Source organism: Streptococcus infantis (genome assembly GCF_047460875.1).
Taxonomy (GTDB): domain Bacteria; phylum Bacillota; class Bacilli; order Lactobacillales; family Streptococcaceae; genus Streptococcus; species Streptococcus infantis_AA.
Window position 1 is genome coordinate 37,558 of sequence record NZ_JASHFI010000001.1, and the last position, 21,310, is coordinate 58,867.

Consider the following 21,310-nt stretch of genomic DNA (forward strand, 5'->3'; position numbering starts at 1 on the left):
GAAAAGATGGATACAGAGGAATAATATGAACGAAATTAAATGCCCCAACTGTGGTGAAGTTTTTACAGTCAATGAAAGCCAGTATGCAGAACTCTTGTCGCAGGTACGAACAGCAGAGTTTGATAAGGAATTGCATGACAGAATAAAACAAGAGTTGACTCTGGTTGAACAAAAGGCTTTGAATGAACAACAGTCAAAACTTGCTCAAAAAGACCAAGAAATAGCCCAGCTACAGAGCCAAATCCAAAACTTTGATACAGAAAAAGAATTGGCCAAAAAGGAAGTGGAGCAAAGTGCTAGTCAAAGTCTGCTAGAGAAAGAAAAAGAAGTCCAAACCCTCGAAAATCAATTGGCTACCTTGCGCTTAGAGCATGAAAATCAACTACAAAAAACACTATCTGATTTAGAGAAAGAACGTGATCAGGTCAAAAATCAGCTCCTTTTACAAGAAAAAGAAAATGAACTTTCTCTGACTTCAGTCAAACAAAATTATGAAGCCCAGCTTAAGGCGGCTAATGAGCAAGTTGAGTTCTATAAGAATTTCAAAGCCCAACAATCTACAAAGGCCATCGGTGAAAGTCTGGAACACTATGCAGAAGGTGAGTTCAACAAGGTTCGTAGCTTTGCCTTCCCCAATGCCTACTTCGAAAAGGACAACAAGGTTTCAGCACGTGGTTCTAAGGGCGATTTTATTTTCCGTGATTTTGATGAAAATGGACTAGAATTCATTTCCATCATGTTTGAGATGAAAAATGAAGCCGACGGGACCGAAAAGAAACACAAAAATGCAGACTTTTACAAGGAATTAGACAAGGACCGCCGGGAAAAGAACTGTGAGTACGCGGTTTTGGTAAGTATGCTTGAAGCAGATAACGACTACTTTAATACAGGAATTGTCGATGTTAGTCATGAGTATGAGAAGATGTATGTCATTCGTCCTCAGTTCTTTATCCAGTTGATTGGTCTCTTGCGCAATGCTGCACTGAATTCTCTCAAATACAAGCAGGAATTGGCTTTGGTTCGCGAGCAAAATATTGATATTACTCATTTTGAAGAAGACTTGGATGCCTTTAAGGTTGCCTTTGCTAAAAACTACAATTCAGCTTCAGTCAACTTCGGCAAGGCTATTGACGAAATTGACAAGGCCATCAAAAGGATGGAAGAAGTCAAGAAATTCCTAACCACATCAGAAAACCAACTCCGCCTCGCAAACAATAAATTGGAAGATGTTTCAGTTAAAAAATTGACTCGGAAGAATCCAACTATGAAAGCTAAGTTTGAAGCATTGAAGGGGGAATAGAAAGCAACACATGAACGGTCTTATTAACTTAAAAAAAGAAGCGGGGATGACCTCGCATGATGCAGTTTTTAAGCTGCGAAAGATTTTGGGAACCAAGAAGATTGGTCATGGTGGGACGCTAGATCCTGATGTGGTGGGCGTTTTGCCGATTGCCGTTGGTAAGGCGACTCGCATGGTCGAGTTTATGCAGGACGAAGGCAAGATTTACGAGGGTGAAATTACTCTGGGCTATTCTACGACTACCGAGGATGCTAGTGGTGAGGTGGTTGCTGAGACACCAGTATTGTCTCCCTTAGATGAAAAGCTTGTTGATGAAGCGATTGCAAGTCTGACTGGACCTATTATTCAGATTCCCCCAATGTATTCCGCTGTCAAGGTCAATGGGCGCAAACTTTATGAATATGCGCGTGCTGGTCAAGAAGTGGAACGTCCAGAACGTCAGGTAACCATTTATCAATTTGAACGGACAAGTCCGATTTCTTATGAGAGCGAACTTGCACGATTTACTTTTCGTGTAAAATGCAGTAAGGGAACCTATATTCGTACCTTGTCGGTTGACTTAGGAGAAAAACTTGGCTATGCAGCTCATATGTCACATCTGACTCGAACTAGTGCAGCGGGTTTACAATTAGAAGACGCTCTTACCTTGGAAGAAATTGCTGAAAAAGTAGAGGCTGGTCAACTGGACTTTCTTCATCCCTTAGAGATTGGGACAGGTGACTTGGTCAAGGTATATTTGACTCCAGAGCAGGCAGAAGAAGTGCGTTTTGGTCGCTTTATTGAATTGGAACAAACTGAGAAGGAATTGGCCGGTTTTGAAGGTGAAAAATTACTAGCCATTTTAGAGAAACGTGACCAACTCTATAAGCCTAGAAAGGTTTTCAATTGATTAGGACTGGTGGTAAAATCGCAAACTGATTTTTAGTTTTAAAAAATGCTAAAAGACAGTTCAGTTTAGACCCGAAAAAGTTATGAAAAAGGGTTGAAAACACGGTGATATTTGACAGTTTTGCTTGCTTATGATAATATTTAAATAAAGAAAAGCTAGAAAACTTTCAGAGGATATTATGAGTATTGAGATGACTGTAAGTGAGATTGCTGAGGTCTTGGGCTTGTCCCGCCAAGCAATCAATAACCGTGTCAAGGAATTACCTGAAGAAGATACGACTAAAAATGATAAAGGAGTCACTGTGGTAACTCGCAGTGGCTTGATTAAGCTTGAAGAAATCTACAAAAAGACCATTTTTGAAGATGAACCTGTTAGTGATGATGTGAAGCAACGTGAATTAATGGAGATTCTTGTTGATGAAAAGAATGCAGAAATCATCCGTCTTTATGAGCAATTAAAGGCTAAAGACAAACAGTTAGCTGAAAAAGATGAACAGATGCGTGTCAAAGACCGTCAAATCGCAGAAAAAGATAAGCAATTGGATCAACAACAACAGTTAACCCTACAAGCCATGAAGGACCAAGAAACCCTTCAGTTGGAGTTGGATCAGGCTAAGCAAGAAGTACAAGCAACGAAGAAAGGCTTCTTTGCTCGCTTATTTGGAGGATAAGAAAAAACTGCTTGGTTTCTAGGTATAACCAAGTAGTTTCTTTTTACAAATACAGTAAGGAATGGATAAGATGGAAAAATTAAGAGATTATATTTCATTTGATTTGGAATTTAATAAACACCAAGATAAAACTCACTTGATTCAGGTATCTGCGGTCCGTTTTAAAGATGGTGAAGAAGTAGGAGCATTTGACTCATATGTTCATACGGATGTACCATTGAAAAGTTTTATAAACGGTTTAACGGGTATCACATCTGAAACCTTGAAGGATGCTCCGAAGGTGGAAGATGTTCTCAAAGATTTTCAAGCCTTTATTGGTCAATTGCCTATCGTTGGCTATAATGCAGCTAAGAGTGATTTACCGATTCTATTGGAACATGGTTTGGATTATAGTAGCCAATATCAAGTGGATCTCTATGATGAAGCTTTTAAGCGACGTAGTTCGGATCTTCACGGGATTGCAAATCTCAAGTTACAAACTGTTGCAAGTTTTCTAGGATTTAAGGGACAATCTCATAACAGTTTAGAGGATGCTCGTATGACTGCGCGTGTTTATGAAGCTTTTCTAGAGTCTGATGAAAGCAAACTTTTCCTAGCATCACAAAGTAGTCTTAACTCTAATCCTTTTGGCGGTTTAGATTTATCACAGCTGTTTGATTAGGAGGTTTTATGAAACCCGAAAAGCCTAAAAAATTGGGTTTTAAAAAGATTTACCTCAATCTTGATAAAATCCTCTTTCTATTTTTTCTAATCTTTATGTTGGTCGACTATATTTGGTTACCTTTGAATTCATTGATAGCGGGTTTTTTGCTAAGTCAGACGGGCTATTTGTTTATTTCTTACAATAACATTTTTGCCATTATCAAAAATGCTCCTATAGTCAGTATTGGCTTCTTAATCTTAATCATTCTTAACCTTTTAGTTGCTTATTTTCAACTCAGTCTTCTCTTTATAGGGGCGCGTCATCTTCTCTATCATGAGAAAAGAACACTGATAGAATACAGTCGTAAGGTCTTTCGTGAGAGTCTTGTCTTTATGAAAGGTCTGACAATTACTAAAGCCTTATTTATCTTCTTCTACGTTGCCATGCTTTTTCCTTTTATCAGGAAGTTTTTAAAGATTTATTATTTTAATAAAATCGTAATCCCAGAGTTTATTCAGACCTACATGGAAGATAAATACTGGATGTGGTGGCTAGGTATAATCATCTTGTCAATCCTCTTCCTCTACATTTCTGTTAAGTTGGTATTTGTTCTTCCAAAAATATTTTATGATAAGATGACAGTCAAGAAAGCTGTGCTCTATAGTCTTGAAAGAACTAGAAATCAATTCTGGTTTTACGCTTGGCATCTCTTTCTCATTGTTGTCAAAACAAATCTTTTCTTTTACTTGCTTCTAATCCCACTATTAGTTGGGCAGTTTTTAGTGGATGGTCTCACACAAAGAGAATCCTTGATTCTTGCTATTTCAAACTATATTTTAATTAAAAATATCCACTACATGGCTCTGACTTACTTCTTGGTTAAGTTCACCTCATTTTTAACGGGTGAGGAATTGGATATTATACCGAGACGAAAGAAAGACCATCTCATGAGATGGGGTGTTATGGGGTGTGCGAGTGTCATCTTTGCTATTGAAGGCTATGTCTATTTAGAAGCACCTGTTGCAAATCCTCCGCGTGTGATATCCCACCGAGGTGTTTCCAATGCTAATGGCGTGCAAAATACTGTAGAATCCCTAGAAAAGACAGCTCAATTAAAACCAGACCTTGTTGAAATGGATGTTCAGGAAACCAAAGATGGTCAGTTTGTTATGATGCATGATGCAAATCTGAGAAGTCTAGCTGGATTAAACGTGACCCCTCAAGACCTAACTTTAGAGGAGTTGAAGCAGATAGATATTTTTGAAAATGGCTATCAAACTAAGATATCAAGCTTTGATGACTATCTAAATCGTGCAAACCAACTAAATCAAAAACTACTTATTGAGATTAAAACAAGTAGGAAAGATAGTGCTCAAATGATGGATCATTTTCTTGAAAAGTATGGTGCTAAGATTAAGATTTATGGGCATCAGATGCAATCTCTAGATTACCATGTTATTGAAAAGGTAACCCAGTATGATAAGGAGATTCCAGTCTACTTTATCCTGCCTTACAATTCCGTTTTCCCAAGAACAAATGCAAGTGGCTATACTATGGAGTATTCTACCTTGGACGAATACTTCGTGACTAAGCTCTGGAATACAGAGCAGAAGCTCTATGTATGGACGATTAACGGTTCGGAATCCTTTAACAAGTCGCTTCATCTAGGAGTAGATGGTATGATTACGGATAATTTGGAAATGGTACAAGAAGAACTTGAAACTGCCCAGGAAGACCCAGAATACGCCGATTTACTTCTAAAGAAGGCAACAGAATTCTTTACTTTTTAGATAAGACAAAAGAGGCTGAATTCAGCCTCTTTTTATGCTATTAGAATGGTAATTTTCCTGCAAAAGCACCGAGTTTCTTTTTGGTTGTCTCATCGATTTGTTCAAGAGCTGCATTCACTGCCTGAACAGTCATGTCAGAAAGAGTTTCGATGTCTTCAGGATCTACAACTGCAGGATTGAAATTAATTTTTGTGACCTTCTTATCTCCAGTTAAAGTAGCAGTTACAAGGTTTTGAGCAGAAGTGCCAACAAATTCTGTAGCAGCAAGTTCAGCCTGACTTTGCTCCATTTGTTTTTGAAGTTTTTGAGCTTGACGCATCATGTTTTGCATATTCATCATAAGATTTAAGGTTTCCTTTAACAATTTTTTCTCCTTATTTTATCAATTTTAGATAGAAATGTCTAATGTTAATTTATAGCTTGTAACATTAAATTTTCTGACAATTTATTGAATGATTAGAAAATCTATGTTATAATGAATTAAAAACAAATGGGATTCCCATGATTTAATAGGAGTATCTAATGAAAAAACTTGGTTTTATCCTTTTATCTTCGGCATTGTTGTTATCTGCTTGTGCAGTTCGTTTTGAACAATCGTCAACTACAAGTGATTCATCTCAGGTCGCAAAATTGTCAGAAGATAACCAAAAACTATTGGATAAGGCAACTAGTGACTACAAAGTATTTGTGGAAGAACAGATTGATAAACTTTTAACGGATACAGAAGGTTTTGTTCAACTATTGAAGGATGGTAAGTTAGAAGAAGCTAAAAAGGCATACCCTTTAATCCGTATGTCCTATGAACGTTCAGAGCCGATTGCAGAGAGCTTCGGTGAATCTGATGTGAAGATTGACTTTCGTTTGGCAGACTATCTAGATGAAAATAAGACCGAAGAAGGTTGGTCTGGATTCCACCGCATTGAGCGCATTCTTTGGGAGGAAAACACAACCAAAGGAACTGAGTCTTATGGTGACCAACTGGTAAATGACATAAAGGAATTGAAGGCTAAGATTGCTACTGTAGATGTTGATTATAAAATTATGCTAACTGGAGCTGTTGACCTTCTAAACGAAGTAGCGACAAGTAAGATTACTGGTGAAGAGGAGATTTATTCTCATACAGATTTGTATGATTTCCGTGCCAATATCCAAGGTGCTGAGAAGATTTTCCAACTCTTTAAACCCTTGCTTGAAAAATCAGATGCAACCTTGGTTAAGGAGTTAGAGGAAGATTTCAAATCTGTCAATAGTTTGTTAGACAAACACATGACGGACAAGGAACACTATAAGCTCTATACAGACTTAACGAAAGAAGACACTAAAGAATTGTCTGAAGCAGTGACAAAACTTGGTGAACCATTATCACAAATGGGTAAATTTCTTGGTGGAGAATAAGTAATATGACAAACAAAGGCGAAAAATTTTTTGAACAAAAAATGGACCGTCGAGAATTTCTAAAAAAAGCAGGTATCGGAGGTGCCGGTCTCGCACTTGGACTCTCTGGTGCTTCTGCTTTTTTCGCACCTAAGCTTGATGGTCAGGAGAAAATCTCGTACGGGGATGAAAAAATAGCCTTCTATGGCAAGCACCAAGCTGGCATTACAACTGTCATGCAGAAAAACATTTATTTTGTGGTTTTAGATTTGCATTCAACTGACAAAGAGAAAATCATCCAGTTATTTAAGGATTGGACGGATTATAGTGCCAAACTTGTAGAGGGAGAATTGGTTAAAAAAGATGGTAACAATAGCCTCTTACCTCCAAGTGATACTGGAGAAACAGTTGGGCTTAATCCTCATCGTTTGACCCTGACCTATGGAGTTTCGGCTAGCTTCCTAGAAAAAATGAAACTAGAGAACAAACGTCCAAAACTTTTTAGAGATTTACCTCCATTTCCAAAGGAACAGTTACGAGAAAAGTACACGGGAGGAGATATTGTTATCCAAGCTTGTGCTGATGATGAGCAAGTTGCCTTTCATGCCATTAGAAATCTTATCCGAAAAGGGAGAAATGCAGTTACTCTTCGTTGGAGTCAATCAGGTTTTGCCGCTATTGGCAATCGTATGGAAACTCCTCGGAATCTCTTTGGTTTTAAAGACGGGACTGCTAATGTTACCACTGAAAAAGAATTTGATCAGGTTGTTTGGGCTGACAGTAAGGATTGGATGGAAAATGGTTCTTACATGGCAGTTCGGCGCATCCAGATGTTCCTAGATACTTGGGATCGAACCAATCTCGAGGAACAAGAAAATACCTTTGGTCGTTATAAAGAAAGTGGCGCTCCCTTTGGCAAGAAGAACGAATTTGATGAGGTTGATTTAAGCCTTCTTCCTGATGATTCTCATGTTCGCTTAGCTAAAGAAGTGGATAAGCCTCTCTTGCGTCGCTCTTATTCTTATTCTGATGGAATTGATGAAAAGACAGGTCAGTTTGATACTGGTTTGCTCTTTATTTCCTTCCAAAAGGACCCAGATAGCTTTGTTAAAGTGCAGACCAATCTGGGTGCTACGGATAAAATGAACGAATATGTTACCCATATAGGTAGTGGTCTTTTTGCTTGCTTTGGTGGAGTGGAGAAGGGAGGTTACATTGGGCAGAAATTATTGGAATCCTAAAAGTATCATCCTCCTATTTGCTTGTTTCTTTCTGTTGATTTTTCCGGTAGGAGCTAAGGAAAATTTGAGTCCCTACTTTGTGAAAATAACTGATGCAACTAAAGCCGTTAAAGAAGGCAAACAAGATCAGGCAAGAAAACTAATCGATGAAATGACCAAAGCTTTCGAGAAAGTCGAGAATTCTGATTCTGAAGCAGGACGTCAAGTTCAAGAAAAGTTAGCCTTAACTGGTGATATTACTGAAGACCAGCTAACTCAGATTTCTTTAGCTCTTTTGACATTTGAGAAAGAGCAAAATCCAGTAGATTTAGATGCAGAAAAAGAGAAACTTGTTTCACGTTTAGAACCTCGTTTTGTAGCCTTAGATAAGGCAATCGCTTCTCAGAATTTAGAAGCAGTAAGAGAGGCCTATAAAAAAATGAATTCAACCTGGACCATCAATGAAGCAGTGGTTCGTGACCATAGCACTGCCCATTATGGAAAAGTGGAAACAGCTATTTCTTTTTTACGTAGTAGTATTGAAACTGAACCAACGAACTTTGATACTATTCAGGCATCCTTTGATGATTTGAAAAAAGCCATTTCTAACTTTGTTGAAGGTACAGAAGTTGCGGCGACATCATCGAATCTGACCCTGAAGGATGGGATAGAACTTTTAAAAAAGGCCTTGACACAATTTCAAGCTGGTCAAGATAGTGATGCAGCTGCGACGATGAAGGAGTTTATTACTATTTGGCCCACCATCGAGGGTTCTGTAAGTACAACCAATCCTTCGCTTTATACCAAGGTTGAAAGTGAAAGTCCTGTCATCATGGTTAAGGGGAAGGAAAGTGAATATCAAGAAAAGCTTTCTAGCTTGATTGCAGAGCTATCTCAAATTGATACTAGCGCTTCCTATAATGCATTTGACGCCATGCTCATCTTGCTCCGAGAAGGTGTCGAAGCCCTCTTGATTGTCATGGCGCTTGTGACAACTTTGAAAGCTGCCAAGATGAGACAGGGCCTCAAGTGGGTCTATGGTGGTGCATTTGCTGGTATAGTGGCCAGTCTTTTGATTGCCTATATCCTACAGATTGCCTTTCCAGCAGTTGCCTCAGGAACCAACCGTGAAATCATCGAAGGAGCAGTCGGGATTTTTGCAGTTATCATGATGATTTTAATCGGTATTTGGCTGCATAGCAAATCCTCTGTTAAAAAATGGAATACTTTTATGGAATCGCAGATGCAAACTGTCACGAAAACAGGATCGTTCCTTTCTATGTTTGCTCTGAGTTTTCTAGCCGTATTCCGTGAAGGTGCTGAGACGATTTTATTCTATGTTGGGATTCTGCCAAGGATTTCTAGTTTTGATTTTGTCCTAGGAATTTCTCTGGCCCTCTCAGTCTTAGTCGTGATTACTTTTGTGATGAACAAGGCCAGTCAATTTTTCCTACCTCACAAGGTTTTCTTTATCCTGACTTGGATGATTTATGCCTTAGCCTTTAAGATGACGGGGGTTAGCATTCATGCCTTACAGTTGACAAATATAATTCCAAACCATCTGATCTCAGGAATACCAAGTATTGATATATTGGGAATTTACCCTAGCTTGGAAGGTTTGGGAGGACAGTCTCTCTTTATTCTTGTGGTGATTCTTGTTACCATTAGGCAGGGTGAAAAGTAATGGATCAAAAGGAATTGACAATTATTGAACATTTGGTAGAATTTAGAAAGAGATTGCTAGCAGTAGTTGTTTGCTTCTTTTTACTATTTTGTGGTTCACTTCTATTTGCTGATCAGGTTTATCAATATATCACACAAGGCTTTAGTCAGAAGTTGATTGTCTTAGGGCCGAATGATATTTTATGGATTTATCTTCGTTTGGCAAGTTTGATGGCCTTTAGCCTTACCTTGCCCTTTACCGTCTATCAAGTCTGGAGTTTTGTTCGACCAGCCCTTAAAAATGAAGAAGCAGGAGCGATTTTTGCTTATATCCCTGCAACTTTCCTTTGTTTTATCTTGGGATTAGCCTTTGGCTTTTATTTTGTAACACCAGCTATACTTCAGGTCTTACTGGGACTAGGTGAAAACTTATTTGAGACGCAACTGACAGCACAAAATTATCTAGCTTTTGTCTTTCAAACAACTGTACCACTAGCGTTTATCTTTGAATTGCCAGTTATCATTGCTTTTTTTACCTCAATTGGTTTGATTGGACCTGGCTTACTCATTACTTATAGACGTCATGCCTACTTCATCTTATTGGTATTGGCTGTTATATTGACACCTGCTGATTTTATTAGCGATTTAGCGATGACTGTTCCCCTAATCCTTTTGTATGAGGTTAGTATCGCTATTAGTAAATGGATAATTAAGAGAAAAAGGAAAGGAGAAAAAAATGGGAATCTTACGTGATATTGGTGCACCAGGCTTGATAGTCATTGTTCTTGGAGCACTGTTAATTTTTGGACCAAAACGCTTACCAGAGCTAGGTGAATCAGTAGGAAAAATGCTTGCCGAGTTTAAGAAAGCCGTTAAGGGCATCGGTGAGCAAGAGGAAAAATAAACCGAATCTTGTTGAATAGAGTTGAGAAATGTTAGAAGGGAGTTATCTCTGGAAAATATTCTCAACTCTTTTTATTTGGTTTAAGGTTTCTTTAAGTTTTCTATACTATTCTAAAGAACTCTATATTAATAGGATTGATTAGATCTTGATAGGAGAAATTAGATAATAATTTGCTTTTTTTAAAAGAAAGTTCACTAGGAAGTCTAATGTTCAGATTAAGGTTTAAAAAGAGCGTTTTCTAGGCATAAAGTCTTTGTATTTCTTTCAAGATAGAGCCAGATTGTGATATAATAGTTAACAATAAGTTTTTTAGAATGAACTAAAGGAGAATCAATATGATTTATGCTGGAATTTTAGCAGGTGGAACCGGCACGCGCATGGGTATCAGTAATTTACCTAAACAATTTCTTGAGTTGGGAGACCGCCCAATTCTAATCCATACAATTGAAAAATTTGTCTTAGAGCCAACTATTGAAAAGATTGTTGTTGGAGTTCATGGTGACTGGGTTACACACGCAGAAGATCTAGTTGAAAAATTCCTTCCACTTCACAAGGACCGTATCATTATCACAAAAGGTGGGGCGGATCGTAATTCTAGTATTGAAAAGATTATTGAAGCTATCGATGCTTACCGTCCACTAACAGAAGATGATATCGTAGTGACGCATGATTCGGTTCGTCCCTTTATCACACTTCGCATGATTCAAGACAATATCGCTCTTGCTCAAAAACATGATGCTGTTGATACTGTAGTTGAAGCCGTGGATACCATTGTTGAAAGTACTAATGGGAAATTTATTACAGATATTCCAAACCGCGCTCATCTCTATCAAGGACAAACTCCACAAACCTTCCGTTGTAAAGACTTTATTGACTTGTATGGTTCTTTATCAGCAGAAGAAAAAGAAATTTTAACAGATGCATGTAAAATCTTTGTCATTAAGGGCAAAGATGTAGCCTTGGCTAAAGGTGAATACTCAAACCTTAAAATTACAACAGTTACAGACTTGAAGATTGCTAAAAGCATGATTGAGAAAGACTAGAGACATGATTAATCAAATTTATCAACTGACAAAACCAAAGTTTATTAATATTAAATATCAGGAAGAAGAAATTGATCAAGAGAATCATATCCTCATCCGACCAAACTATATGGCTGTTTGTCATGCGGATCAGCGCTATTATCAAGGTAAACGAGATCCAAAAATTTTAGCCAAAAAACTACCAATGGCTATGATTCATGAGTCTTGTGGTACAGTCATTTCTGACCCAACAGGGACCTATAAAGTTGGCCAAAAGGTTGTTATGATTCCAAATCAACCACCTATGCAAAGTGATGAGGAATTCTACGAAAACTACATGACTGGAACGTATTTCCTATCAAGTGGTTATGATGGGTTTATGCGAGAATTTGTATCTCTGCCTAAGGATCGTGTTGTATCTTACGAAGAAATCGAAGACACAGTTGCCGCCATTACAGAGTTTGTCAGTGTTGGCATGCATGCTATGAATCGTTTCATGACGGTATCTCACAGCAAACGCCAACGCATCGCTGTCATTGGTGATGGAAGTTTAGCTTTTGTCATGGCCAATATTATCAACTACACTTTGCCTGATGCTGAGATTATTGTCATTGGTCGCCACTGGGAAAAATTAGAACTCTTCTCGTTTGCGCATGAACGTTATATTACTGACAGTATTCCAGAAGATCTTAGCTTTGATCATGGATTTGAGTGTTGTGGTGGTGATGGATGCGGTCCTGCTATCAATGACTTGATTCGTTACATCAAACCCCAAGGTACCATTTTGATGATGGGTGTTAGTGAGTATAAGGTTAATATCAACACTCGTGATTCATTGGAAAAAGGCTTGTTACTAGTCGGTTCTTCCCGTTCTGGAAGAATTGACTTTGAAAATGCTATCCAAATGATGGAAATTAAAAAATTTGCCAATCGTTTGAAGAATATCATTTATCTAGAAGAGCCAGTCAGAGGAATTAAAGATATTCATCGAGTTTTTGCAACGGACCTTAATACTGCCTTCAAGACAGTATTTAAGTGGGAAGTCTAATGGGGGAAGATTATGAAGGAAATCGTTAAAGAGAAGATTGCCACTTTATTATCAGGTGATGAAGAAATTCAGAGCGTTGAACAGTTGGGTGGAATGACCAATCAAAACTACTTGGTTCAAACATCCTCAAATCAATATATCGTTAAGTTTTTCGGTAAAGGTACAGAAAAATTAATCGATCGCCAGAATGAAAAGTTCAATATTGAATTGTTGAAAGATTTAGAATTAGATGTAGAAAATTATCTTTTTGATATTGAAGCTGGTATCAAAGTCAATCAATACATTGAAAATGCTGAAACACTTAATTTAAATACCATTAAAACTAAATTTGAAAAAATTGCTCCTATTCTTCAAACGATTCATGCTTCTGGAAAAAAATTAAAAGGAGAGTTTGCTCCTTTTGATGAGATCAAAAAATATGAATCCTTGATTCAAGGAGAGATTTACTATCCAAACTATGAAGCCGTAAGAAAATCAGTATTTTCTCTGAAAGAAGAGCTTGAACAAATCGGAATTGAGAAGAAATCATGTCATATTGATTTGGTTCCTGAAAATTTTATTGAATCACCAGATGGTCATCTTTATCTAATTGATTGGGAATATTCTTCCATGAATGACCCTATGTGGGATCTTGCGGCTCTCTTTTTAGAGTCTGAATTTACTCCAGACGAAGAAGATTCCTTTTTGTCATATTATGAAAGCGAACAGACACCAGTTTCTCGTGAGAAGATTCGTATTTATAAAATATTGCAAGATATTATTTGGAGCCTATGGACCATTTACAAAGAGGAAAATGGTGCAGATTTTGGAGATTATGGAATCACTCGTTATAATAGAGCTGTAAAAGAATTGCAGTCTCAGGGAGGTATTGATGAAAACTAAAAACGGAGTTTCCTTTGGACTTATCTCAGGGATTTTTTGGGGATTAGGGCTAACCATTAGTGCTTATATCTTCTCTATATTTACTGACTTGTCACCTTTTGTAGTAGCAGCAGCGCACGACTTTCTTAGTATTTTTATCTTGCTAGGATATCTTCTAGTTAAAGAAGGAAAGGTACGTTTTTCAATCTTCTTGAACATTCGAAATGTCAGTGTTATTATCGGAGCACTATTGGCTGGACCAATTGGCATGCAGGCTAATCTCTATGCAGTCAAGTATATCGGTAGTTCATTAGCATCCTCAGTTTCAGCTATCTATCCTGCAGTATCTGTCATTCTCGCTTTCTTTTTCTTAAAGCATAAGGTTTCTAAGAATACAGTATTTGGAATTTTATTAATCATTGCAGGAATTATTGCTCAGACCTACAAGGTTGAACAGGTCAATTCATTCTATATTGGTATCCTCTGTGCCTTGATCTGTGCACTTGCTTGGGGAAGTGAAAGTGTTCTCAGTTCATTTGCTATGGAAAGTGAACTCAGTGAACTCGAAGCACTCTTGATACGACAAGTCACATCTTTCTTGTCCTACCTTGTCATTGTTCTCTTCTCGCATCATTCATTTGCAGAAGTGGCAAATGGACAATTATTTGGTCTATTGATTATTTTTGCAGCATGTAATATGATCTCTTATCTAGCCTACTATATTGCTATTAATCGATTGCAGCCAGCAAAAGCTACTGGATTAAATGTGAGTTATGTAGTATGGACTGTTTTATTTGCAGCAATTTTCTTGGGTTCGCCCCTTAATTTGCTGACCATCATTACTTCACTTATCGTAATGGCTGGTGTTTACATTATTATTAAAGAATAAAGGAGAAAACGCGTGAAAGCGATTATCTTAGCAGCGGGATTGGGAACTCGTTTGAGACCCATGACAGAAAATACTCCCAAAGCCTTGGTACAAGTCAATCAAAAACCTTTGGTTGAATATCAAATTGAATTTTTGAAAGAACGTGGAATTGATGACATTATCATCGTTGTAGGTTATTTAAAAGAACAATTCGACTATCTTAAAGAAAAGTACGGTGTGCGTTTAGTCTTCAACGATAAGTATGCTGATTACAATAACTTTTACTCTCTTTACCTGGTAAAAGAAGACTTGGCCAACAGCTATGTTATTGATGCGGATAACTATCTTTTCAAGAATATGTTCCGTAATGATATCGAACGTTCAACCTACTTCAGTGTTTATCGTGAAGATTGTGATAATGAGTGGTTCCTAGTTTACGGAGATGATTACAAAGTTCAAGATATTATTGTCGATAGCAAAAATGGACGCATCTTGAGTGGGGTATCATTCTGGGATGCTCCAACAGCTGAGAAGATTGTTGGATTTATTGACAAGGCTTATGCAAGCGGTGAGTTTGTGGACCTCTACTGGGATAACATGGTCAAAGATAACATCAAAGAACTAGATGTATATGTAGAAGAGTTAGAAGAAAACTCTATCTATGAAATCGATAGTGTTAAAGATTATCAAAAATTAGAAAAGATTCTTTCTTCACAAAAATAAGCAACTTTTATGAACTGATACCCTACCTATTTTTACTTGACTTTTTAGGTTTGATACAGTATACTAGTGAAAATTTAACCTTTAAGGGCAGTCCAGAGAGACTCACAAGGTGTCAGAGAAAAGAAGCTACAATTGAAACAAGTAAGCAAGTGCTTATTTGATACTTTTGTGTAAATATCTTAACTGAAACCTTGCAAATGCAAGGTTTTTCTTTATCTGATCCCCTTAAAATTTAAGGAGGAAAAGTTATGAATCCAAATTGTAAAAAACGAATGGGTGTAATTCGCTTGGAAGTTATGAGAGTAGTATCTCAGGAGGAAATCGCGCCAGCAATCTTTGAGCTTGTACTTGAAGGAGAAATGGTCGAAGCTATGAAAGCGGGCCAATTTCTTCATTTGCGTGTACCTGATGATGCCCATCTCTTACGTCGTCCAATTTCGATTTCATCAATAGATAAGGCGACTAAGCAATGCAGACTTATCTATCGAGTTGAAGGATCAGGGACAGCAATCTTTTCAACCTTAAAAACAGGTGATAGCATAGATGTTATGGGACCTCAAGGAAATGGCTTTGATTTATCTGATTTAGACAAGCAGAATCGTGTTCTTCTAGTTGGTGGCGGAATCGGAGTACCGCCCTTACTTGAAGTAGCTAAACAACTACATGCGAGAGGTGTAGAAATAACAACTGTTTTAGGATTCGCTACTAAAGATGCTGTTATTTTGGAAGATGAATTATCCAGATTTAGTCAGGTCTTTGTAACGACTGATGATGGATCTTATGGTATTAAAGGAAATGTATCGGTAGTGATTAATGAATTTGACACTGAATTTGATGCCATCTACTCATGCGGTGCACCTGGTATGATGAAATACATCAATCAAACCTTCCATGTCCATCCACGAGCTTATCTATCTCTAGAATCCCGTATGGCTTGTGGTATGGGGGCTTGCTACGCTTGCGTATTGAAAGTACCAGATAGTGAAACAGTTAGCCAACGTGTATGTGAAGATGGGCCTGTATTTAAAACAGGAACAGTAGTTTTATAAGGAGAGTGTACATGCCAACAAATCGATTACAAGTTTCTCTACCCGGCTTAGAGTTAAAGAATCCAATCATTCCTGCTTCAGGCTGTTTTGGCTTTGGTCAAGAATATGCCAAATACTATGATTTGGATCTTTTAGGATCTATCATGATTAAGGCTACAACCCTTGAACCACGCTTTGGTAATCCAACTCCACGAGTGGCAGAAACACCTGCAGGTATGCTCAATGCTATTGGCTTGCAAAATCCAGGACTAGACGTCGTACTCTCTGAGAAATTACCTTGGCTTCAAAGAGAATACCCAAATCTCCCAATTATCGCCAATGTTGCTGGATTTTCAAAGCAAGAATACGCCGCAGTTTCTAGTGGTATTTCCAAGGCACCTAACGTGAAAGCCATTGAGCTCAATATTTCTTGTCCAAACGTCGATCATGGGAATCACGGACTTTTGATTGGGCAAGACCCAGATTTAGCTTATGATGTGGTAAAAGCAGCCGTAGGGGCATCAGATGTCCCAGTTTACGTTAAATTGACACCAAGTGTAACTGATATCGTGACCATCGCAAAAGCAGTAGAGGATGCAGGTGCTAGTGGTCTCACTATGATCAATACCCTTGTTGGTATGCGCTTTGATCTCAAAACTAGAAAACCAATCATTGCCAATGGTACTGGTGGAATGTCTGGGCCTGCAGTTTTTCCGGTAGCTCTTAAACTAATCCGTCAAGTAGCTCAAACAACTAATCTTCCAATCATTGGTATGGGAGGAGTTGATTCAGCTGAGGCCGCTATAGAAATGTATTTGGCGGGTGCGTCAGCAATAGGAGTCGGTACAGCAAACTTTACCAATCCTTATGCCTGTCCTGATATCATTGACAATCTTCCTAGAGTTATGGATAAATATGGTATAGATAGTTTAGAACAACTCCGTAAAGAAGTCAAAGAAAGTTTACACTAAGTTTTATGCCTTAGATTAAGCCTAAATTGTTTTGAAAGCGCCATTTTTCTGGTATAATAAATACTATGATTATTACAGTACCTATTAAAACAGAAAAAGACATTGCAACACCAGGACCAAACGTCCTTGTATTAGGTTATTTTGATGGAGTTCACCTTGGACATCAAAAATTATTTGACATAGCTTCTAAGATTGCTGCTGAAAAGCGCCAGGGAGTAGCTCTAGTAACCTTTAACGAATCACCAAAACTAACACTTAATCCATACTCACCTGAACACTTATTACATATTTTGAATGCTAGTGAACGTGAGCGTAGATTGAAGAGAGCTGGAGTTGAAAGCTTGTATTTGATGGATTTTTCTAGTCGAGTTGCAAACATGACTGCTCAAGAATTCATTGATACCTACATCAAGGAAGCAAAGGCAGATACTATTGTGGTTGGTTTTGACTATAGTCTTGGATCAGATAGAAAGTCAGCCGAAGATCTAAAAGAACTTTTCCATGGTGAAGTGGTTATCGTTCCACCAGTAGAGGACGAAAAAGGGAAAATTAGTTCTACACGGATTCGTCAAGCCATCTTAGAGGGTGATGTGAAAGAAGCTAGAAAACTTCTCGGTGCGCCACTGCCAACTAGAGGTGTAGTGGTTCATGGCAATGCCCGTGGTCGAACAATTGGCTTTCCTACAGCCAATCTAGTCAATTTGGATCGGACTTATATGCCGGCTGATGGTGTCTATGCTGTCGATGTTGAAATTCAGAGAAAAGTCTATCGTGGAATGGCTAGTCTAGGAAAAAATGTGACCTTTGATGGTGAAGAAGAGCGTTTTGAAGTTCATATCTTTGATTTTTCTGATGACATCTATGGCGAAACTGTAAATGTATATTGGTTAGACCGTATCCGTGACATGGTGAAATTCGATAGTATAGATCAATTAGTCAAGCAACTTAAGCAAGATGAACAGATGGCAAGAAAATAGGATTTTAAATGATAGGAGAGTTTGAGATTATCTCAAGCTCTTTTTTTAAAATATCATATATTATTTTTGATAAGCGCTTTCTTTCCTAATTTAATAGTATTTGTATTTAAGATGATTATTGAAATTTATAGGAATTTTTGATATAATTTAATCATCAAACTAAAGGAGATTATGATGTTTAAAGAAAAAAGAAATAAAGGCTTTATTTCAGGTCTTATCCTCTCATTAGTTTTCTTTGCTTTTTCTGCAGGAACTGTCTTCATGTGGAATCATCATCAGCATCCAATGGATCCATTTTCAGACGACACACGGTCAGGTAAAGAAGTTACTATGACTGTCTATGATATTTATCCAGAAGTAGTTGGAGAAGTTGAAGGTGGAAGTGTTTTATATCTTGTGCAATATAGCAATGATGGTGATGGTAAATTTGCAGTTGTAGAGGCTAAAGAAAATGATAAAGAGATTCAAAAACTTATGGATCAAGCTGCAACTGAAACACTTATAGATAATCCAGCTACTCTAGTAGGTACACAGTTACAACCTCTAAGTAAAAATGTTAACAACAAATCTCGAAATAATAGAATTGTAGATTTGTCTGGCTTTCTTGACTCTATACTTGAACCTGATTCAACTGTTTCATTGAACATGAATTCAAGTGTCTATCTGAGTTTGACTGAACACTCAAAAGATGGCTTGTGGCATATCATAAGTGCTGCAATTTTTGGAGGAGTTGGCTTAGTCACATTAGTGAGTGCCTTTCTTCTTCGTAAAAAATCTATCGCAGCTTTTGAAGAGCTTTATCAAGCCTATCCTGAATTGCAAGGAAATGTTGAAAATCTAACTGGTTTGGCAGAATTTTATGATGAGAGTCTAAAGGTAATCCTTTATAAAAATCATCTCATCACTTACTTTAAAGGGACTCAAGCTTTAGACCTACGAGATGTTGAGCAACTTTATCTAGTTGAAACGAGAATTAACCGTTCCCTAATCACAAATAAAGTCTACCAGTTCTGCTATGTTCGTAAGAACGCTAAGAAAAAACAAGACATGACCTTGAAAACAACTAAAACAGTTCAAGAGCAACTGGAAGAACTTTGGGATTTAATCTCAGATAAATTTCCAGATATTCATATAGGAGTTTAATAGCAAAGCATCGATTTTCGATGCTTTTTATGTTCATACTAATTAGCTACTTTCTTTATAATTTTGATAGATTTTAGAGATAATTTCTTTATGCTTTGTGAGGTGTTTTCATTATAAAACTTGTATGCAATTTAAATCTTCGCTTTACTTCTTTCACTAAGAAAATTATTGATTGAAAAATAAAAAACTAGCCATGAAAATAGTAGCAGTTACTAGATTCTATGACTAGTTGTAAAGTTTAAGGTTTAGACTTGATAATTTTAGTTTGTTTAGATAGGGATAGGAGTGTTTCGTCACTTAATTTAGAATCAGTGATAATAGTATCGATATCTGAAATGTTGTAAAATGTAAAGAAATCAAACTTATCAAATTTGCTATGGTCAGCGAGGAGATACTTTTTATTGGCATTTTCCAGTGCTAATTTCTGAGATTCCCCTTCGTCTTCACTAAAAGTAGCGATAGCTTGATCCTTGATACCATTACAACTAACGAAGGCTTTTGAAAATTGCAAACTGGCAATATCTTGGAGGGTTAGAGTGCCTACAAATGCTCCTGTAATTGAACGATAATTACCACCGATTAGAATTAGATCAGTTAACTTACGCTCGTTTAGAATGAGAAATACAGGCAAACTATTGGTAACAACACGAATGTTATCGATAGCAAGCTCACGCGCAAAGAACTCTAAGGTAGTACCTGGACCGATAAAAATAGTTTCTCTTTCTTCAACTAAGTGACTGGCAAAGCGAGCAATTTCTTGTTTTTCGGCTGTTTGTAGTCCTTGTTTTTCAACGTTAGAACGCTCATTATTTAATAAGGAACCTGTTCGAAGTTTTTCGGCTCCACCATGAACACGAACCAGTAAATCCTTATCTGCTAACTCTTGTAAATATCGTCTAGCTGTCATATCTGAAATATCTAGGCGACCCATAATCTCTTTAACAGTGATAGTTCCTTTTGTATTAACAATTTCTAAAATAGTATCTAATTTTTCTTGCTTCAGCATTGAACCACCCCCAAATCTAATATTATTTTATCATATTTTAAACAGCTAAGCAACTTAAAGAAAACAAAAATAAACAAAAAAAAACATCTAGTTTGTAAATAAACTTAGATGTTTTTTAGGTTAGGTATTAATTTAGTCCATAGTTATAGTCATCATCCTGCATAGCTTCAACTTCGCCAAGTAGATAACCATTACCAACTTGAGAGAAGAAGTCGTGGTTTGATGTACCGGTTGAAATCCCGTTCATAACGATTGGGTTGACATCGTCCGCTGAGTCAGGGAAGAGAGGGTCTTGTCCCAAGTTCATAAGAGCCTTATTAGCATTGTAACGAAGGAAGGTTTTAACCTCTTCAGTCCATCCAACACCATCATAGAGGCTCTCTGTGTAGCCTTCTTCATTCTCATAAAGAGTATAGAGCAGGTCGTACATCCATTCTTTAAGTTTTTCTTGTTCTTCTTCTGGCAATTCGTTGAAACCGAGTTGGAATTTATAACCAATGTAGGTTCCGTGAACTGACTCATCACGAATGATCAACTTGATGATCTCAGCTACGTTGGCCAACTTGTTGTTTCCAAGATAGTAGAGAGGAGTGAAGAAACCAGAGTAGAAGAGGAAGGTTTCAAGAAAAACACTAGCTACTTTCTTTTCAAGTGGCGTTCCGTTTAGGTAGATTTCATTGATAATTTCCGCTTTTTTCTGAAGATATGGATTGGTGTTGGTCCATTCGAAAATTTCTTCGATTTCAGACTTGGTATTCAAGGTAGAAAAGATAGAAGAGTAAGATTTAGCATGGACAGATTCCATAAACTGGATATTGTTAAAAACAGCTTCCTCGTGAGGTGTACGAATATCAGCACGAAGAGCCTGGACACCAGTTTCTGATTGCATGGTATCAAGAAGGGTCAAACCTCCAAAAACTTTACCGACAAGGTCTTTTTCCTTGTTAGAAAGCTTTCTCCAGTCATCTAAGTCGTTTGACAAAGGGATACGCGTATCGAGCCAGAACTGCTCAGTCAGTTTTTCCCAGGTTGATTTATCGATGACATCTTCGATGGCATTCCAGTTAATGGCTTTGTAGTAAGTCGTCATTTTGCTTTCTCGATTCTATAAATGGTTTTATACTAAGGTTGAAGATAATTTTTACAAGTAAAATACAACTAGCGTAATACAATGATAGTGTAGAGTATACATCAAAAAAACTAATATTAAA

The 21,310-nt window shown here is 37.4% G+C and carries 22 protein-coding genes; 19 read left to right on the forward strand and 3 right to left on the reverse strand.

Annotated elements, in window-relative coordinates:
• The first annotated feature begins 25 nt into the window (after window positions 1–25).
• From QM887_RS00190 to QM887_RS00210, 5 genes are all read left to right on the forward strand, one after another.
• A complete protein-coding gene (locus QM887_RS00190; RefSeq protein WP_414269989.1) occupies window positions 26–1,300 on the forward strand; it encodes a DUF2130 domain-containing protein in 1,275 nt (424 codons plus the stop codon).
• 10 nt (window positions 1,301–1,310) lie between these two features.
• A complete protein-coding gene (gene truB, locus QM887_RS00195; protein ID WP_414269990.1) occupies window positions 1,311–2,189 on the forward strand; it encodes a tRNA pseudouridine(55) synthase TruB in 879 nt (292 codons plus the stop codon).
• Window positions 2,190–2,367: 178 nt separating this feature from the next.
• A complete protein-coding gene (locus tag QM887_RS00200; protein ID WP_049504976.1) occupies window positions 2,368–2,859 on the forward strand; it encodes a DUF536 domain-containing protein in 492 nt (163 codons plus the stop codon).
• Between the two features lie 70 nt (window positions 2,860–2,929).
• Window positions 2,930–3,520, forward strand: a complete 591-nt coding sequence (locus tag QM887_RS00205) for a 3'-5' exonuclease (protein ID WP_414269991.1) — start codon at window positions 2,930–2,932, stop codon at window positions 3,518–3,520.
• Window positions 3,521–3,528: 8 nt separating this feature from the next.
• Complete coding sequence (locus tag QM887_RS00210; protein ID WP_414269992.1) at window positions 3,529–5,292, forward strand: glycerophosphoryl diester phosphodiesterase membrane domain-containing protein; 1,764 nt, start codon at window positions 3,529–3,531, stop codon at window positions 5,290–5,292.
• Window positions 5,293–5,332: 40 nt separating this feature from the next.
• Here QM887_RS00210 and QM887_RS00215 read toward each other — a convergent pair whose 3' ends face one another.
• Entirely contained in the window at window positions 5,333–5,632 is a 300-nt protein-coding gene (locus QM887_RS00215; protein ID WP_153225517.1) for a YbaB/EbfC family nucleoid-associated protein, read from the reverse strand.
• A gap of 182 nt (window positions 5,633–5,814) precedes the next feature.
• Between QM887_RS00215 and efeO the strand changes: the two genes are divergently transcribed.
• From efeO to QM887_RS00285, 14 genes are all read left to right on the forward strand, one after another.
• Entirely contained in the window at window positions 5,815–6,687 is an 873-nt protein-coding gene (gene efeO, locus QM887_RS00220; RefSeq protein ID WP_414269993.1) for an iron uptake system protein EfeO, read from the forward strand.
• 5 nt (window positions 6,688–6,692) lie between these two features.
• Window positions 6,693–7,907 carry an iron uptake transporter deferrochelatase/peroxidase subunit gene (gene efeB / locus QM887_RS00225; RefSeq protein WP_414269994.1) on the forward strand — a complete coding sequence of 405 codons (1,215 nt, stop codon included), beginning with the start codon at window positions 6,693–6,695 and terminating at the stop codon, window positions 7,905–7,907.
• Window positions 7,882–9,570, forward strand: coding sequence for an FTR1 family iron permease (locus QM887_RS00230; protein WP_414269995.1), 1,689 nt, complete (start codon window positions 7,882–7,884; stop codon window positions 9,568–9,570). The genes efeB and QM887_RS00230 overlap by 26 nt, the downstream gene beginning before the upstream one ends.
• The gene (gene tatC / locus QM887_RS00235) at window positions 9,570–10,301 is read left to right on the forward strand and encodes a twin-arginine translocase subunit TatC (RefSeq protein ID WP_414269996.1); all 732 of its coding nucleotides are present in this window, start codon (window positions 9,570–9,572) and stop codon (window positions 10,299–10,301) included. Before QM887_RS00230 ends, tatC begins: the two co-directional genes overlap by 1 nt.
• A complete protein-coding gene (locus QM887_RS00240) occupies window positions 10,285–10,452 on the forward strand; it encodes a twin-arginine translocase TatA/TatE family subunit (protein WP_000512114.1) in 168 nt (55 codons plus the stop codon). Before tatC ends, QM887_RS00240 begins: the two co-directional genes overlap by 17 nt.
• A 335-nt stretch (window positions 10,453–10,787) precedes the next feature.
• The gene (locus tag QM887_RS00245; RefSeq protein ID WP_414269997.1) at window positions 10,788–11,495 is read left to right on the forward strand and encodes a 2-C-methyl-D-erythritol 4-phosphate cytidylyltransferase; all 708 of its coding nucleotides are present in this window, start codon (window positions 10,788–10,790) and stop codon (window positions 11,493–11,495) included.
• Window positions 11,496–11,499: 4 nt separating this feature from the next.
• Window positions 11,500–12,522, forward strand: coding sequence for a ribitol-5-phosphate dehydrogenase (locus QM887_RS00250; RefSeq protein ID WP_414269998.1), 1,023 nt, complete (start codon window positions 11,500–11,502; stop codon window positions 12,520–12,522).
• Window positions 12,523–12,534: 12 nt separating this feature from the next.
• Window positions 12,535–13,404, forward strand: a complete 870-nt coding sequence (locus QM887_RS00255; RefSeq protein ID WP_414269999.1) for a phosphotransferase — start codon at window positions 12,535–12,537, stop codon at window positions 13,402–13,404.
• Complete coding sequence (locus QM887_RS00260) at window positions 13,394–14,272, forward strand: DMT family transporter (protein WP_414270000.1); 879 nt, start codon at window positions 13,394–13,396, stop codon at window positions 14,270–14,272. The genes QM887_RS00255 and QM887_RS00260 overlap by 11 nt, the downstream gene beginning before the upstream one ends.
• A gap of 12 nt (window positions 14,273–14,284) precedes the next feature.
• Entirely contained in the window at window positions 14,285–14,974 is a 690-nt protein-coding gene (locus QM887_RS00265; RefSeq protein ID WP_414270001.1) for a sugar phosphate nucleotidyltransferase, read from the forward strand.
• 248 nt (window positions 14,975–15,222) lie between these two features.
• Complete coding sequence (locus QM887_RS00270; protein ID WP_414270002.1) at window positions 15,223–16,023, forward strand: dihydroorotate dehydrogenase electron transfer subunit; 801 nt, start codon at window positions 15,223–15,225, stop codon at window positions 16,021–16,023.
• 11 nt (window positions 16,024–16,034) lie between these two features.
• Window positions 16,035–16,973 (forward strand): dihydroorotate dehydrogenase, encoded by a 939-nt coding sequence (locus QM887_RS00275; RefSeq protein ID WP_414270003.1) that lies wholly within the window; start codon window positions 16,035–16,037, stop codon window positions 16,971–16,973.
• 65 nt (window positions 16,974–17,038) lie between these two features.
• Window positions 17,039–17,950 carry a bifunctional riboflavin kinase/FAD synthetase gene (locus QM887_RS00280; RefSeq protein ID WP_414270004.1) on the forward strand — a complete coding sequence of 304 codons (912 nt, stop codon included), beginning with the start codon at window positions 17,039–17,041 and terminating at the stop codon, window positions 17,948–17,950.
• Window positions 17,951–18,124: 174 nt separating this feature from the next.
• Window positions 18,125–19,093: a hypothetical protein gene (locus QM887_RS00285; protein ID WP_414270005.1), complete on the forward strand. Its 969-nt coding sequence runs from the start codon at window positions 18,125–18,127 to the stop codon at window positions 19,091–19,093.
• 238 nt (window positions 19,094–19,331) lie between these two features.
• Here QM887_RS00285 and QM887_RS00290 read toward each other — a convergent pair whose 3' ends face one another.
• Complete coding sequence (locus QM887_RS00290) at window positions 19,332–20,099, reverse strand: DeoR/GlpR family DNA-binding transcription regulator (RefSeq protein ID WP_414270006.1); 768 nt, start codon at window positions 20,097–20,099, stop codon at window positions 19,332–19,334.
• A gap of 127 nt (window positions 20,100–20,226) precedes the next feature.
• Window positions 20,227–21,189: a class 1b ribonucleoside-diphosphate reductase subunit beta gene (gene nrdF / locus QM887_RS00295; protein WP_414270007.1), complete on the reverse strand. Its 963-nt coding sequence runs from the start codon at window positions 21,187–21,189 to the stop codon at window positions 20,227–20,229.
• Between the last annotated feature and the right edge of the window lie 121 nt (window positions 21,190–21,310).

Excerpts from the sequence above, each read along its gene's own strand:
- QM887_RS00275 (WP_414270003.1), top strand. The coding sequence starts at position 16,035 with ATGCCAACAAATCGATTACAAGTTTCTCTACCCGGCTTAGAGTTAAAG.
- QM887_RS00285 (WP_414270005.1), top strand. The coding sequence starts at position 18,125 with ATGTTTAAAGAAAAAAGAAATAAAGGCTTTATTTCAGGTCTTATCCTC.
- QM887_RS00270 (WP_414270002.1), top strand. The coding sequence starts at position 15,223 with ATGAATCCAAATTGTAAAAAACGAATGGGTGTAATTCGCTTGGAAGTT.
- truB (WP_414269990.1), top strand. The coding sequence starts at position 1,311 with ATGAACGGTCTTATTAACTTAAAAAAAGAAGCGGGGATGACCTCGCAT.
- QM887_RS00190 (WP_414269989.1), top strand. The coding sequence starts at position 26 with ATGAACGAAATTAAATGCCCCAACTGTGGTGAAGTTTTTACAGTCAAT.
- QM887_RS00255 (WP_414269999.1), top strand. The coding sequence starts at position 12,535 with ATGAAGGAAATCGTTAAAGAGAAGATTGCCACTTTATTATCAGGTGAT.
- QM887_RS00260 (WP_414270000.1), top strand. The coding sequence starts at position 13,394 with ATGAAAACTAAAAACGGAGTTTCCTTTGGACTTATCTCAGGGATTTTT.
- efeO (WP_414269993.1), top strand. The coding sequence starts at position 5,815 with ATGAAAAAACTTGGTTTTATCCTTTTATCTTCGGCATTGTTGTTATCT.
- QM887_RS00215 (WP_153225517.1), bottom strand. The coding sequence starts at position 5,632 with ATGATGAATATGCAAAACATGATGCGTCAAGCTCAAAAACTTCAAAAA.
- QM887_RS00200 (WP_049504976.1), top strand. The coding sequence starts at position 2,368 with ATGAGTATTGAGATGACTGTAAGTGAGATTGCTGAGGTCTTGGGCTTG.
- tatC (WP_414269996.1), top strand. The coding sequence starts at position 9,570 with ATGGATCAAAAGGAATTGACAATTATTGAACATTTGGTAGAATTTAGA.
- QM887_RS00250 (WP_414269998.1), top strand. The coding sequence starts at position 11,500 with ATGATTAATCAAATTTATCAACTGACAAAACCAAAGTTTATTAATATT.
- QM887_RS00280 (WP_414270004.1), top strand. The coding sequence starts at position 17,039 with ATGATTATTACAGTACCTATTAAAACAGAAAAAGACATTGCAACACCA.
- QM887_RS00205 (WP_414269991.1), top strand. The coding sequence starts at position 2,930 with ATGGAAAAATTAAGAGATTATATTTCATTTGATTTGGAATTTAATAAA.
- efeB (WP_414269994.1), top strand. The coding sequence starts at position 6,693 with ATGACAAACAAAGGCGAAAAATTTTTTGAACAAAAAATGGACCGTCGA.
- nrdF (WP_414270007.1), bottom strand. The coding sequence starts at position 21,189 with ATGACGACTTACTACAAAGCCATTAACTGGAATGCCATCGAAGATGTC.
- QM887_RS00290 (WP_414270006.1), bottom strand. The coding sequence starts at position 20,099 with ATGCTGAAGCAAGAAAAATTAGATACTATTTTAGAAATTGTTAATACA.
- QM887_RS00245 (WP_414269997.1), top strand. The coding sequence starts at position 10,788 with ATGATTTATGCTGGAATTTTAGCAGGTGGAACCGGCACGCGCATGGGT.
- QM887_RS00240 (WP_000512114.1), top strand. The coding sequence starts at position 10,285 with ATGGGAATCTTACGTGATATTGGTGCACCAGGCTTGATAGTCATTGTT.
- QM887_RS00210 (WP_414269992.1), top strand. The coding sequence starts at position 3,529 with ATGAAACCCGAAAAGCCTAAAAAATTGGGTTTTAAAAAGATTTACCTC.